Genomic DNA, 13,614 nt, shown 5'->3' with positions numbered 1-13,614 from the left:
AACGCGTGATTTCGCTCTGGGTGCGCGTTCTGTGTTGATCGAGGGTTAATTCGGCGTAATGCGCTTCGCTTATTGCGTCGTACGCGGGCTAATGTGGCTATCGGGGATCATTCCAGGATCGAGTCGTACCCCGCCTCCCGTTGATGCCGGATCGCGAGGATCAGGATGCAATCTTCCCGTTCTTCATGGCTGTACAGCGCGACGTATCCGGTTCTGCCGCGTGAAATGACCAGCTCACGCAGTATCTGGTCGACTGGCCGACCGACTTCGGGGTGGCGTTCGAGAATGTCGATGGCTTCGGTGATGAGTCCGATTGTCTCGGGTGCGGCTGGCGGGTCGGCTTCGAGCAGGAAGTCGGTCAGTCGTTCGAGATCGGCCAGCGCGTTGGCCGTGTAGATCAGCCGCGCCAATCGACGGCCCTGGGTTTGGCGGTCTTGTTGCCCGATGCGCGAGCCTTGATCCACTCGTGCACGGCTTTTGCATCGTGGCCCTGTCCGGTGGCGAGTGCGTCTTCACGTGCGGCATGCGCTACGGCGGTGAAGCTCGCCCGACGTTCGGCGTTGGTGGCGGCCTGCTCGATGGCCTGCACCATGAAGGCGTGAGGCGACAGCCCGGCGCTCTCGGCAGCGCGCGCGGCGCGTTGCTTGAGTTCGTCGGAGAGTTTGAGGGAAGTGGTCGTCATGCTCGTGCCTCACGTCGGGTGTTACCAAGGTAGTACCGAGTGGGTCGGAGATCAAGGCTGCGCGGCTGCGGGGATCTGTCAGCCCCCGATCAGCTGAAGATACGCTCGCCGCGTCTCCGGCGAGACGGCATCGATGACCTGTTGGTGGGTGGTCTTGTGGCGGGCCATGAGTCGGGCCGAGGCGACGGTCTTGGATTTGCAGAACCAGTGGCAGGTGTGTTGCATCAGCAGCATTTCGGCCGACAGGACGAAGGCGCGGTCCTTCGGTTCGCGGTTGTCCGCGTTCTCGACCACGTTGGCGATGCCGCGGGCGTGGATGTCGAGTGCCTTGCGCAGATCGAAGGTCGCGCCCGGGAACAGGCGGTCGGCGAACGGGATGAGTCCGGGCAGCCGGCTGACGCGCGCGGCCTCCGCGTCGACCTTTGCCACTTCCGCCGCGAAGCGGCTGAACTGGCTGCTCAGCGAGGCCTCGTTGGACTGCATCAGTTCCAGGATCTGTTCGCGCCGTTGCGGCGATTCCTCGCCGAGGGCGCGCATGTAGCCCTCGTTGAGATCCGCCATCAGCTTTTCGATGCGGTAGTTCTGCAGATGGCCGCCCAGTAGCGCGATGCGCTGCTGTTGCGCTTTCCAGGCGAGGATGTAGGCGCCCAGGGCGAGCGCGATGAAGAGTGCGAAGGTTTCCATGGCCGCATTGTCCTTTGGTTCGGGCGGTGGCGGCAATGGGCTTCGATCGTCCGGGCAGGCGGTTGCGGCAGGGGTCAGCCGCCCGCGTGCGCCCGTTCCAGCGCTGCAATATCCAGCTTCTTCATCCCGAGCAGGGCCTGCATCGTGCGTTCGGCCTTCTGCCTGTCGAGGTCGGTCAGCAGTTCGGGCAGCATCCTGGGCACGATCTGCCATGACACGCCGAATCGGTCCTTGAGCCAGCCGCATTGCTCGGCCTCGGGCACGGCGGACAGCGCGTTCCAGTAGTGGTCGATCTCGTCCTGGGTGTCGCAGTTGACGATCAAGGACGTCGCCTCGGAGAAGCCGAAGTCGTGCGGGTGGGCGCTGTCCATGAGCATGAAGGTTTCGCCGCCGAGGTAGCACTGGGCGTGCATGACGGTGCCGGCCGCGTCGGGGCCGCTGCCGTCGTGGCGCAGGATGCCTTCCACGCGGGAGTCGGGGAAGACCGACGTGTAGTGTTCGAGCGCTTCTTCGGCACGGCCGCATTGCTCGCCAACGAAAAGCAGTGCCGGGGCGATGGGCTGACCGATGTCAGCGCGTTTGCCGAGCGCGATCTGCCAGGACACGCCGTAGCGGTCGTTGAGCCAGCCATAGCGCGGGCTCCACGGATAGGCGTCGAGCGGCATCAGCACCGAGCCGCCCTCGCTGAGCGCGGCCCAGGCGGCGTCGACCTCCTGCGCAGTCTCGAACATCGCGAAGAACGAGATCGCCGGCGTGAAGCGGAACAGCGGGCCGCCGTTGAGGCCGAGCAGCTGGTAGCCGTCGAGCGCGAACTCCACGGTCATCACCGATCCGGCAGGCTGTCCGTGGATGTCGTGGCCGGCTTCGCCGTAGCGCGCGACGCGGCCCCGCGACGCGTTGCGGAAGATCGAGGCGTAGAGATTCGCGGCGTCCTCGGCGGCGCCGTCGAACCACAGGCAGGGGACGATGCGGTTCACGATGTACTCTCCTTGTCGGCCATGACGGGTCGGACTTCGATGCAGCCCAGCCGACCCGGTGGGATGTGTTCGGCGATGCGGATCGCCTCGTCCAGATCGGGCGCGTCGATGAGGTAGAAGCCGGCGAGCTGCTCGCGGGTCTCGGCGAACGGCCCGTCGGTGATGATCGGCTTGCCATTGGCGTGCCGCACGGTCGTCGCGACGTCGACGGATTCGAGCCGCTCGCCGGCGATGTAGCACCCGGCCGCGCTCAGCGCCTCGGTGTGCACCGCGCATTCGCGCGCGACCGCCTCCATTTCGTCCGCGCTCATTTGCGTGAGCTTCTTCTCGTCGACATAGATCAGGCACAGGTACTTCATCACACGCTCCTTCGCGGGGGAGTGGGCAGGGCACTTGTGTGGGAGACGGCAACGCACCGACTCATACTGTAGTCGTTCGGGATGCGGGCGTTTCGACAGAGCTGGCGACGATCGAGGCGTTCGTCGCGGCGTGCTGTCGTGGTGTGGATTGCCACCGAGTGATGACCGTTTCCTCGCGTGCATTCCCGCGCAATGTGCATTCTTGAGCGATGTGATCGCACACGATGTAATGCTTGCGCAGCATCGCTAGCGTAGGCTTGGAAGCATGGACGCGAGTCTCCCCCCACCCGGCTGCTTGTTCTACCTGATCGGCCCATCGGGCGCCGGCAAGGACAGCCTGATCGAGTACGCTCGCGAACGCATCGGCGGCGCGCCGGTGCGTTTTGCCCGCCGCTACATCACGCGAGAGGCCGACGCCGGCGATGAGCAGCACGTGGCGGTATCTCCGACCGAATTCGCGCGCATGCTCGAGTCCGGCCTGTTCGCGCTGCACTGGCGGGCCAACGGTCTGGAATACGGCATCGGAGTCGAGATCGACGCCTGGCTGGTGGCCGGGCTGGACGTGGTCGTCAATGGCTCACGGGCCTATCTGGATGAGGCGGCGCGACGCTATCCGACGCTGTGTCCGGTGTTGATCGAGGTGTCTGATGAGGTGCTGGCCGAGCGACTGATTGCCCGCGGGCGCGAGGCGCCTGCCGAGATCCGCGCCCGCATCGCACGCAACCGCGCCCTGCCGCGGCCCGAGCACCCGGCGCTGGAGTTGTTCCACAATGACGGCGAACTGTCCGAAGCAGGTGACGCCCTGCTCGACGTGTTCGTGCGTCGCCATGGCGTGATGCGGCACTCACGCCGCGCCTGAGGCGTCGCGCCTTCATGTCCATCGCCCTCGCCGCCATCGGGCTTTCCGTGCTGATGCACGTGTCGTGGAATCTGCTTGCGCGCCACACCGACCCGCGCAGCAACTTCCTGTGGTGGGGCGTGGCCGGCCATCTGGTGCTGCTGGGGCCGTGGTCGCTGTGGCGGCTGGCGCAGGACGCGCAATGGAGCACCACGCTGGTGGCCGCGATGGTCGTCACCGGCGTTGCCAACGCCTTGTACTTCACCGGCCTGCGCGGCGCCTACCGTCGTGCGCCCGTGGCGCTGGTGTATCCGATCGCGCGCAGTTCGCCGTTGCTCATCGCGTTGTGGTCCGTGCTGTTCTTCGGCGAATCGCTGTCCGCGCTCGGCTGGACAGGCATTCTGGTGTCGGTGGTCGGGCTGGTGTGGCTGGGCTGGACCGCGCGCGAGGGCGAGCCGCGCCACGCGCTGCCGTGGGCCGCGTTGGCAGCGTTGTGCACCAGCATCTACTCGCTCTCGGACAAGGTCGCCGTCGCGTACCTGCCGACTTTCGGCAGCCAGCTGGGCATGGTGTCGGCCTGCTTCCTGTTCAGCCTCACGGCGCTCAGCCTCGCCAATCTGCGCGAATCCGGCAGCATCGTGCCGGCGGTGCGTCCGCGCTGGCGTTCCGTCGCCGCCGGTGGCGTGTTTGTCGGCACTTCCTATGCGCTGGTGATCCACGCCATGCAATACCTGCCCGCGGCCTACGTCGTGACCTTCACCAACGCAGGCCTGGTACTGGCCACGCTGCTGGGCATCTTCGCCTTCGGCGAGCGTGCCCACTGGCGCACCCGGCTGGCGGCGGTGACGGTGATTACGGCGGGGATCGTGTGTGTGGGACTGGCGCGCTGACTGCGTATGCGGATCAGGTCCGCTGCATCGTCTCGCGGGCGGATTCGACCAGCGCCCGGAACAGCGCTCGCTGCCGTTTCATGAAGATCAGGAATTCCGGATGCCACTGCACGCCGAGCAGTAGCGGGCCGTGGTCGGGCTTTTCGATCGCCTGGGGAAGCTCGTCGAGATCGGTGCCCGAGATCTGCAGGCCCTGTCCGCACAGGTCGATGGCCTGATTGTGCAGGCTGTTGATGCGTGCCGTGCCTTCGCCCATCAGGCGTGCGAGCACGGTGCCCGGGCGGATGCACAGGGTCTTGAGCGGCAGCACCGTCCAGCGGTTGGACGTCCTGCGGCGGCGCGACTTCAGTTCCTGGAACAGCGTGCCGCCCAGACGCACGTTGAGCAGTTGCGCGCCGCGACAGATGCCGAGCAGCGGCAGACGGCGCTCCAGCGCTTCGTCGATGATGGCCACTTCGAGTTCATCGCGCGCCTCGTCGTAGCGCGGCTCGACCTCGGGTGCGGCGGCGTACAGGACCGGGTTCACGTCGTGCCCGCCGGTGATGACGACGCCGTCGAAGCGATGCACGCGACCGGCGTCGCCGGGGCGCAGCTGCAAGGGGCGACCGCCATACAGGCGAACGGCCAGCGCGACCAGCGTGCGCGGGCCGAAGGCGCCACGCTGCGGACCGGTGATGGCAATTACAGGTCTAGCCATCGGCCCTCGACCTCGTCGGCCCAGTCGCCCAGCCAGCGCTCGATCGCCGGCCGCGAGATGAAGTCATGGAAATCCGAGCAGCAGCCGGCCAGACGCTCGGGATCGGCGGCCAGGCGCTCGACCTGCAGCCAGTCGCCCCAGGCCAGATGCAGGCCCCAGTCCGGGCGGTCGATGCGGCAGTCGGGCAGGCGGTAGTGGAACGTCGGACGCGGCTTGATCAGCGGGTCGGCGGTGATCGCGCGCACGCGTTCCGGATCGAGATGGGAGAACAGCGGCAACAGGTCGAGCGCGCGATTGCGCGTGGGGTTGTAGTACAGGTAGTCGTCGATCAGCCCGGCCAGATCGGGCGCGTAACCGGGTGCGGTGACCAGACGCACATAGTCGACCGGAAAGGGGTCGATGTAGGAGGTGATGCGGCGCGTGAGGTCGATGTCCGCGCGTCGCACCAGCCAGTCGTACAGGCACAGGAAGGCGCGCAGATAGGCGAGAAGCGTGGCCGGGTCCTCACTCGGGACTTCCGGATTGAACTGCATGCCGAAGGCGTTGACCGGGTGATCTCCCGTGCCCTTGGCGCCGGCCTTGCGCAGGCGCGCGATCAGGCCCTCGACTTCGCCCAGGCGTTTCATCGGCAGCGGCGGACTGACGATCTCCAGCGGCACCAGCGATTCGGCGACCCAGGCGAGCATGTCCTCGGCCGACTGCATCAGGTCGCCCGGCGCCCGATCTTCCTGGCCCATGGTCTTGAGCAGGTGGAAGTCGAGTTCGATCGTCCAGTCGCCCGCCGCATCACCGCGCAGCGTGCGCTCGTACCGCCCCTTGACGGAGATCTCGGTGCCGAGGTAGTCAGCCGCGGCGCGTGCGAGCGCGTCGAGGGTGAGCCCGCTCATCTCCAGTTCCACGCCGATGCGGCGTGGCTGGCCCTGGGGGTTGCTGCGCCATGGCGGCAGCGGCAGTGTGTGTGAGGTGGCGTCCATGGGCGTCAGTGTACCGGAGGCGCATGGACGCCCTGTTTCAGCGCATCCCGCGCAGCGCGGCGATGCGCTCCTCGAGCGGCGGGTGAGTCATGAACAAGCGCTTGATGCCGGCGCCGCGCAGGCCGGCGATGCCGAAGGCGGCCATCTTGTCGGGCAACGGCTCGGTGCGCGAGCCGGCAAGGCGCTCGAGTGCGCAGATCATCTTCTGCCGGCCGGCGAGGCTGGCGCCACCGGCGTCGGCGCTGAATTCGCGCCGGCGCGAGAACCACATCACGATCATGCTGGCGAGGATGCCCAGCAGCAGCTCGGCGATGATGGCCGTGATCCAGAACGCCGGCCCGTGGCCGCGCTCGGTCTTGAACACCACGCGGTCGACCAGGTGCCCGATGACGCGCGACAGGAAGATCACGAAAGTGTTCACCACGCCCTGGATCAGCGCCAGCGTGACCATGTCGCCGTTGGCCACGTGGGATACCTCGTGCGCGAGCACCGCCTCGACCTCGTCGGGGTTCATGGCGCGCAGCAGTCCGGTGCTCACGGCCACCAGCGCGGCGTTGCGATTCATGCCGGTGGCGAAGGCGTTGGGCTCGGGCGCGTCGAAGATGGCCACCTCGGGCATGCCGATGCCGGCCTGCTGTGCCTGGCGGCGCACGGTCTCGACCAGCCAGCGTTCGACTTCGTTGCCCGGCTGCTCGATCACCTTCGCGCCGGTCATGCGCTTGGCGGTCCATTTGGAGATCGCCAGCGAGATGAACGAGCCGCCGAAACCGAACACCGCCGCGAACATCAGCAGCGAGTTCAGATCGAGATTCACGCCCTGCTCGTCGAGGATGCGTTCGAAGCCGAGCAGGCGCAGCGTGATGCTGAGCACCACGATGATCGCCAGGTTGGTGGCGAGAAAGAGGGCGATGCGTTTCATGTTCTTTTTCCACTGCCGAAGATGCGCCGCGCGGCGCGACGCCGCAATGATGCCGCGATTGCGACCGCTTGGGTATGCGCTGCTTTGTCCGTCGCGGGTGCGCTTCGTTCCCGTCCGTGCTTGCGTCCGGCACTGCCTTGGGGTACTGGGTACGAGGCATGAGCAAACTGATCCCGATCCTGTGCTGGGCGAGCCTGATCATCGGCGCGCCGGTGTTCGCCACGCCGATGCTCGACGCGCATTCGCACTACACCGCCGACAATGCCGAGGCGCTGTCGCCGCAGCAGGTGGTTGCCGCGCTGGATGCGGCCAACGTGTCGCATCTCGTTGTCTCGGGCACGCCCTGGGATGCCGTGCTGAGCTTGCACGAACATGCGCCCGATCGCGTCGTTCCGCTGCTCGGTGTGTATGCCAGTCATCTGGGCAAGGCGATGTGGATGCACGACGCCGATCTGCCCGCGCGCGTCGAGGCGCGTCTGGCGGAGGGCGAGTGGGCCGGCATCGGCGAGCTGCACCTGTTCGCGCGCGACGCCGGCAGCCCGGTGTTCGCCGCGCTGGTGCGGCTGGCCGACGCGCACGGCCTGATGCTGCTGATTCACGGCGATGCGGAGGTGATCGACCGCGCCTTCGAGATCGCCCCCGGGCTGCGCGTGCTGTGGGCGCACCTGGGTACGGTGCCGACGCCGGGGCTGGTCGGGCGCACGCTCGAGCGCCACGCCGGGCGCGCGTTGTGGGTGGACACTTCGGTGCGTGACGAGCGCATCGCACCGGACGGCCAATTGCTGCCCGAATGGCGGGCGCTGTTCGAGGCCCATCCCGAGCGTTTCGTGGTCGCCGTCGACACCTTCAGTACCAACCGCTGGCGCAACTACGGCGAGGTCGTCGCAAGCATCCGTGGCTGGACGGCGGACTTGTCGCCCGAACTGCGCGAGCGCATGTTGTGGCGCAATGCCGAGGCGCTGTTCGCACCCTGGCTCAGGGGTCGACCGTGAAGGCCATCACGCCGGTGACTTCCGGCACCTTCAGGTGCAGCTGCCACGGCCCGTCGGCGGGGAGCGCGGCCGCACCGGAATAGACGCCGGGGCCACTGCGGCGCAGGCGCGCGGGAATCGCCGCGGCGTCGCCGTCCGGCCGATTGAAGGCGGCGCTCAGATCCAGCCCGGCGCCGGGCGGCTGGCCGTTGGGGCCGCGCAGGTGTGCGGTCACGGTCGCGTTGCGCGCGGCGTCGATGGCGACATGGCCGTTGATCTCCCACACATGGATCGCACCCGCGAAGCGCACGCCGCCGCGCTCGGCGCCGGCTGTCGGGCCGAACGGGCCGATGGCGTTGATGCGCACCTCGTCGCGCGGCATCAGTGCCATCGTGACGAAGGCGAGGATCAGCAGCAGGAAGACCAGACCGAGAAGGCCCGCGATGATGCGGGCCGTGTTGTTGTTGCCAGCCAAGAGAGGCTCCGTTGCACGTGGGAGTGCCAAGCGTAGCGCGTCGCGGCGGCGCTGTCCTGCCCGCTACAATCGGGCTTTGTCGCGACGACCCGAGATCATGACGGATTCGCCCTCCATCGCTGCCCGCCTGGCCGGGCACGGCCGCTTCCCGCATCCGGCCGAGCACGTCGAGTGCATCGAGACCCACGCCTCCTGGGTGGTGCTCGCTGGCGAGCATGCCTACAAGATCAAGAAGCCGCTGGACCTGGGCTTTCTCGATTACTCCACGCCCGAGCGCCGTCGCGCGATGTGCGAGGAGGAATTGCGCCTGAACCGGCGCAGTGCGCCCGAGATCTACGAGGCCGTGGTCGGCATCCGCGACGGCGATGTGCCCGAACTGTGCGCGCCCGATGGTGCCGACGAGTTCGCCGTGCGCATGCGCCGTTTCGACCAGTCCGCGTTGTTTGCGCGCCTGCTCGATGCCGGTCGCCTGGGCGGCGAGCACATGGAGGCGGTGGCGCATCACGTCGCGCAGTTCCACGCCAGTGCCGATGTCGCCCGGCCCGGCGGGGAGTTCGGCGCGGCCGAGGCGGTTGTCTTCCCGGTGCAGCAGAACTTCGACCAGATGCGCGAGTTGGTCGTGGAGTCGGGGCTGCTCGAGCGCATCGACCGGCTCGAGGCCTGGAGCGCGGGCGAGTCGCGGCGTCTGGCGGCTACGTTCGACGCACGGCTCGCGGGCGGGTTCGTGCGCGAGTGTCATGGCGACCTGCATCTGGCCAACATCGTGTGGCTGGACGGGCGCGCGCGCCTGTTCGACGGGATCGAGTTCAACCCGCAACTGCGCTGGAACGACGTCGTCGCAGACATCGCCTTTCTCGTCATGGACTGCGAGGCACGCGGTCGCGACGATCTGGCCAACCGCTTCCTCGACGCATATCTGGAGGCCTCCGGCGATTACGCAGGCCTCGCCCTGCTGGGCTACTACGTGGTCTATCGCGCGATGGTGCGTGCCAAGGTCGCGGCGATCCGCATGGGTCAGGAGCGCGGCGAGGCCGCGCGCGCCTGCCGCGACGAGCTTGCGATGTACCTGGACTACGCGCTGGCGCGCATCGAACCGCGGGCCGGGCACGTGTGGATCGCCAGCGGCCCGTCCGGTGCCGGCAAGAGCACGCAGGGACGGGTGCTGGTCGAGCGCTGCGGTGCGATCCGCATCCGCTCGGACGTCGAGCGCAAGCGTCTGGCCGGTCTCGCGGCGAGCGAACGCGCCACGGCCGCGGTCGGTGAAGGCCTGTACAGCCCCGGGATGACGAAACGCACCTATGCGCGACTCGAGGACATCGTGCGTGTGGTGGTGGCCGCCGGCCGTCCGGCGCTGGTCGACGCGACCTTCCTCAAGCGCGCGCAGCGCGACCAGTTCGACGTGCTGGCGACCGAGCTGGGCGTTCCCTTCGTGATCCTCGCCTTCGATGCGCCGCCCGAGGTATTGCGCGAACGGGTCGCGAAACGGGCCGACCAAGGAACGGATGCGGCCGATGCAGACGTGACCGTGCTCGAACACCAGCTCGCCACGCGCGAGCCGATCGCCGACGATGAGCGCGCCGTCACCATCGAAATCGACACTTCGCGTGACGTGGATTGGGACGCGCTGCTGAAGCGGCTCGAAGCGGGCTGATCGTGCGCCGCGACTAGGCCCGCCACAATGGTTCGATGTCGGCGTCGCGGATATCGCGCTCGGCGCCGGCGAACTGTTCGGCGTTGGCGTCGAGCAGCATCCACGCGAGAAAGCGTGCCACATCCTCGGGCGGCAGCAGCGCGCCCTCGCGCTTCATGCGGCGGAAAGCTTCCACATCCGGGAAGTCCTCCGAAGTCAGCCCGCGGATGGTCTCCTGCATCGGCGTGTCGACCACGCCCGGCCGTGCGCTGCCGACGAGCACGTTGCGCGGACCCAGTTCCGCGTTCCAGCATTGCGTGAGCATGTGCAGCGCGGCCTTGGACATGCAGTACGGCCCCCAGCCGGCGAGCGCGCGATGCGCCGCGCCGGAGGAAATGTGCAGCACGCGCGCCCCGGCCTCGAGCCGCGGCAGCAGCGCCTGGGTGACGAACAGCGGTGCGGCGAGATTGGTTTCCAGATGCGCGGCGAAGGCGCCGCGGTCGAGTTTTTCCAGCGGCCCGGCCGGCTCCAGCGTCGCCGCGTTGTGCACGACGAAGCGCAGCGTGCGCTCGCCGAGCGCGGCCACGATGCGTGCCGGCGCCTCGCGCCCGGACACGTCCAGCGCCAGTGTCGCGACGCGTCCCGGGTGTTCGTCGACGAGCGATTCGAGCGGCGCGGCGCGACGCCCGAGTGCGAGCACGTCGCAGCCGCGTGCGATCAGGCGCAGGGCGAGCGCGCGGCCGATGCCGGTGCCGGCGCCGGTGACGAGGGCGAGAGGGTTCATGCGGTTGCTCCACAAGTGAAGAATGGGGCCCATTCTATCGACACACGGGGGCGCTGCGCGGGGGCGGCGTACGCTAAACTCCGGCCTTACATATGCCCGAGGCTGGCCGCTTTCCGATGAATCTGCCGTACCCCCCGCGTGTGTTCGATGTCGCCTCGCTCGGTCAGGTGTTTACGCCACCGGCCGTGGTGCGCGCGATGCTGGAACTGCGGCGCAACACCGGGCGCGTGCTCGAGCCGTCCTGCGGCGACGGTGCCTTCCTGCGCCACCTGCCCGATGCGGTGGGGATCGAACTCGACGCCACGCACTGTCCGGCCGGTGCGCTCAATGCGGATTTCTTCGCGTATCCCGAGTCCGAGCGCTTCGACACCATCATCGGCAATCCGCCCTATGTGCGCTACCGCGACATCCCCGAGGCCACGCGCGCGCGGCTCGACCGCGAAGGGCTGGATGCGCGCGCCAACCTGTACCTGTACTTCATTTCCAAGTGTCTGCGTCATCTCGCGCCGGGCGGCGAGCTGATCCTGATCACGCCGCGCGACTTCCTCAAGTCGACCTCGGCGGTGGCGCTCAACCGGCGGCTGTTCGTCGAGGGCACGATCACCGACGCGATCGAACTGGGTGATGCGCGCCTGTTCGATGATGCGCTGCCCAATTGCCTGATCTGGCGCTTCGAGCGCGGGGCGCTCGACCGCCGCGTGCGCTTCGCCGATGTGGGCACGCGCGGCGATGCGCCGGATCTGGCCGCGCCGCGCTGGCAGAAGCGCCATCTGGTCGAGTGCGCCGGCCACCTGATGTTCGCGCGAGAGGACTATCCGCTGCGCCTGTCGGATGTGGCCGCCGTGAAGGTCGGGGCGGTGTCGGGGCTGGACGCGGTATATGCCGACGAGGTGCATGGCAACCGCGATTTCGTCTGCGCCGAGACGGTGCGCACCGGGCGCACGCGGCGCATGATCTGGTGCGAGCCAGGAGAGCCGCCGCCGGCCGTGCTGCTCCCGGCGCGCGAACGGCTGCTGGCGCGGCGCATCCGCAATTTCGACGAATCCAACTGGTGGCGCTGGGGGCGCGGCTATCACCGCTCGGAGCGCGCGCGAGTCTACGTCAACAGTCGTACGCGCACCCCCAATCCGTTCTTCGTACATCCGTGCACCGCCTATGACGGCGCGGTGCTTGCGCTCTTTCCGCACCACCCGGACGTGGACGTGGCCGCCTTTGCTGCGGCGCTCAACGGCGTCGACTGGGCGGGGCTGGGCTTCGTCTGCGACGGGCGCTATCTGTTCACTCAGCGCAGCCTCGAAAATGCCCCGCTGCCGGCCTCGTTCGCGCCGTTCCTGCCCGCGGGGCGTGGTGTAGAATCGGCCTCTCAGACCGGCCGTGCGGCATGAGTGCGGTCGCGATTCCCCTGCCCGAGAGTCCCTCATGGTTCCTCATCTGACGACTGCGCTGACCGGCCCTCTGCTGGAGCTGGAGTCGCGCTTCCTCGACCACGCCACCGAGATCGAGCAATGGATGCGCGTGCAGTGGCGCGATCACGCGCCACCGTTCTACGCCTCGACCGATCTGCGCAATTCCGGCTTCAAGCTCGCGCCGGTGGATCTGAACCTGTTTCCGGGTGGCTTCAACAACCTCAACGAAGTGTTCATGCCGCTGTGCGTGCAGGCCGCGCAGACCGCGGTCGAGCGCATCTGTGCCGACGCGCGCAACCTGCTGCTGATTCCCGAGAACCACACGCGCAACCAGTTCTACCTGCAGAACGTCGCGCAACTGGTGGCCATCCTGTCGCTGGCGGGGCTGAACGTGCGCCTGGGCAGTCTGCTGCCCGAGATCACCGAACCCACCGTGATCGAGCTCGACAACGGCGCGAAGCTCACGCTCGAGCCGCTCGAGCGGCGCGGCAGCCGGCTGGGCGTGGCCGGCTTCGACCCCTGCGCGATCCTGCTCAACAACGACCTGTCCGCCGGCATTCCCGACGTGTTGCGCGGACTCGACGAACAGTGGCTGATCCCGCCGCTGCACGCGGGCTGGCACGTGCGGCGCAAGTCGCAGCATGCGGCCGCCTACGATCGCGTCGCGCGCGAGTTCGCCGACGTCATCGGCATCGACCCGTGGCGCATCAACCCGGAATTCCGTACCTGCGGCGAGATCAACTTCCAGGAACGCACGGGCGAGGAATGCCTGGCGACCCAGGTCGATGCGCTGCTCACGCGCATCCGCGCCAAGTACAAGGAGTACGGCGTCGACGAGACGCCGTTCGTCGTCGTCAAGGCCGATGCCGGCACTTATGGCATGGGCGTGATGACGGTCAAGGACGCTTCCGAAGTGGTCGGGCTGAACCGTCGCCAGCGCAACAAGATGTCGGTGATCAAGGAAGGCATGCAGGTGCAGGAAGTGATCATCCAGGAGGGTGTGCACACCTTCGAGACACTGGAGAACGCGGTCGCCGAACCGGTGGTCTACATGATGGACCACTACGTCGTGGGTGGTTTCTACCGCGTGCATACCGAGCGCGGCCGCGACGAGAATCTCAACGCGCCGGGCATGCATTTCGAGCCGCTGGCCTTCGATACCTTTTGCAGTCTGCCGGATCTGGGCCAGGCGCCGGATGCCCCGCCGAATCGCTTCTATGCCTACGGCGTGGTCGCGCGCCTGGCGCTGCTGGCCGCTTCGGTCGAGATCGAGGAAACCGAGCCGGCCGAGGCCGATCTCGCCGACTAGCGCATGCTCTGAGGACATA

At 67.8% G+C, this 13,614-nt stretch carries 16 protein-coding genes; 6 read left to right on the top strand and 10 right to left on the bottom strand.

What is annotated here, in order from left to right; all coding sequences use genetic code 11:
* Positions 1-107: 107 nt before the first annotated feature.
* From C0099_RS14610 to C0099_RS14590, 5 genes are all read right to left on the bottom strand, one after another.
* Positions 108-410: a type II toxin-antitoxin system RelE/ParE family toxin gene (locus tag C0099_RS14610; RefSeq protein WP_102248107.1), complete on the bottom strand. Its 303-nt coding sequence runs from the start codon at positions 408-410 to the stop codon at positions 108-110.
* Positions 398-682, bottom strand: coding sequence for a ribbon-helix-helix domain-containing protein (locus C0099_RS14605; RefSeq protein ID WP_102248106.1), 285 nt, complete (start codon positions 680-682; stop codon positions 398-400). Before C0099_RS14605 ends, C0099_RS14610 begins: the two co-directional genes overlap by 13 nt.
* Positions 683-760: 78 nt before the next feature.
* Entirely contained in the window at positions 761-1,366 is a 606-nt protein-coding gene (locus C0099_RS14600) for a hypothetical protein (protein ID WP_102248105.1), read from the bottom strand.
* Between the two features lie 74 nt (positions 1,367-1,440).
* Complete coding sequence (locus C0099_RS14595) at positions 1,441-2,343, bottom strand: VOC family protein (protein ID WP_102248104.1); 903 nt, start codon at positions 2,341-2,343, stop codon at positions 1,441-1,443.
* Complete coding sequence (locus tag C0099_RS14590; protein WP_102248103.1) at positions 2,340-2,702, bottom strand: YciI family protein; 363 nt, start codon at positions 2,700-2,702, stop codon at positions 2,340-2,342. The genes C0099_RS14595 and C0099_RS14590 overlap by 4 nt, the downstream gene beginning before the upstream one ends.
* Positions 2,703-2,967: 265 nt before the next feature.
* On the opposite strand from C0099_RS14590, the gene phnN reads away from it, so the two are divergent.
* On the top strand, positions 2,968-3,561 hold the full coding sequence (gene phnN, locus C0099_RS14585) for a phosphonate metabolism protein/1,5-bisphosphokinase (PRPP-forming) PhnN (protein ID WP_102248102.1): 594 nt from the start codon (positions 2,968-2,970) through the stop codon (positions 3,559-3,561).
* A 14-nt stretch (positions 3,562-3,575) separates the two neighbouring features.
* Positions 3,576-4,430, top strand: a complete 855-nt coding sequence (locus C0099_RS14580; RefSeq protein WP_102248101.1) for an EamA family transporter — start codon at positions 3,576-3,578, stop codon at positions 4,428-4,430.
* Positions 4,431-4,443: 13 nt separating this feature from the next.
* On the opposite strand, the gene C0099_RS14575 is transcribed toward C0099_RS14580, so the two are convergent.
* The 3 genes from C0099_RS14575 to htpX are packed head-to-tail and all read right to left on the bottom strand — an operon-like array spanning position 4,444 to position 7,020.
* Positions 4,444-5,127 (bottom strand): gamma-glutamyl-gamma-aminobutyrate hydrolase family protein, encoded by a 684-nt coding sequence (locus C0099_RS14575; RefSeq protein ID WP_102248100.1) that lies wholly within the window; start codon positions 5,125-5,127, stop codon positions 4,444-4,446.
* Positions 5,112-6,101 (bottom strand): amidoligase family protein, encoded by a 990-nt coding sequence (locus C0099_RS14570; protein WP_102248099.1) that lies wholly within the window; start codon positions 6,099-6,101, stop codon positions 5,112-5,114. The genes C0099_RS14575 and C0099_RS14570 overlap by 16 nt, the downstream gene beginning before the upstream one ends.
* A 37-nt stretch (positions 6,102-6,138) precedes the next feature.
* The gene (gene htpX / locus C0099_RS14565) at positions 6,139-7,020 is read right to left on the bottom strand and encodes a protease HtpX (RefSeq protein ID WP_102248098.1); all 882 of its coding nucleotides are present in this window, start codon (positions 7,018-7,020) and stop codon (positions 6,139-6,141) included.
* Between the two features lie 158 nt (positions 7,021-7,178).
* Here htpX and C0099_RS14560 point away from each other — a divergent pair, with 158 nt between their 5' ends.
* Positions 7,179-8,012 (top strand): amidohydrolase family protein, encoded by an 834-nt coding sequence (locus C0099_RS14560; RefSeq protein WP_164084948.1) that lies wholly within the window; start codon positions 7,179-7,181, stop codon positions 8,010-8,012.
* Here C0099_RS14560 and C0099_RS14555 read toward each other — a convergent pair.
* Positions 7,996-8,466: a FixH family protein gene (locus C0099_RS14555; protein WP_102248096.1), complete on the bottom strand. Its 471-nt coding sequence runs from the start codon at positions 8,464-8,466 to the stop codon at positions 7,996-7,998. The two genes, C0099_RS14560 and C0099_RS14555, sit on opposite strands and share 17 nt — an antisense overlap.
* Positions 8,467-8,563: 97 nt before the next feature.
* Between C0099_RS14555 and C0099_RS14550 the strand changes: the two genes are divergently transcribed.
* Positions 8,564-10,117: a bifunctional aminoglycoside phosphotransferase/ATP-binding protein gene (locus tag C0099_RS14550; protein ID WP_102248095.1), complete on the top strand. Its 1,554-nt coding sequence runs from the start codon at positions 8,564-8,566 to the stop codon at positions 10,115-10,117.
* A 13-nt stretch (positions 10,118-10,130) separates the two neighbouring features.
* On the opposite strand, the gene C0099_RS14545 is transcribed toward C0099_RS14550, so the two are convergent.
* On the bottom strand, positions 10,131-10,880 hold the full coding sequence (locus C0099_RS14545; protein ID WP_102248094.1) for an SDR family oxidoreductase: 750 nt from the start codon (positions 10,878-10,880) through the stop codon (positions 10,131-10,133).
* Positions 10,881-10,996: 116 nt separating this feature from the next.
* On the opposite strand from C0099_RS14545, the gene C0099_RS14540 reads away from it, so the two are divergent.
* Together C0099_RS14540 and gshA are read left to right on the top strand one after the other, a co-directional pair.
* The gene (locus C0099_RS14540; RefSeq protein ID WP_102248093.1) at positions 10,997-12,265 is read left to right on the top strand and encodes an Eco57I restriction-modification methylase domain-containing protein; all 1,269 of its coding nucleotides are present in this window, start codon (positions 10,997-10,999) and stop codon (positions 12,263-12,265) included.
* A gap of 34 nt (positions 12,266-12,299) precedes the next feature.
* Entirely contained in the window at positions 12,300-13,595 is a 1,296-nt protein-coding gene (gene gshA, locus C0099_RS14535; RefSeq protein WP_102248092.1) for a glutamate--cysteine ligase, read from the top strand.
* The last annotated feature ends 19 nt before the right edge of the window (positions 13,596-13,614 follow it).

It is taken from the genome of Pseudazoarcus pumilus (assembly GCF_002872475.1).
Classification (GTDB): Bacteria; Pseudomonadota; Gammaproteobacteria; order Burkholderiales; family Rhodocyclaceae; genus Pseudazoarcus; species Pseudazoarcus pumilus.
Note: the sequence above shows the minus strand (reverse complement) of the source record. Positions and strands in the feature narration are given on the sequence as shown.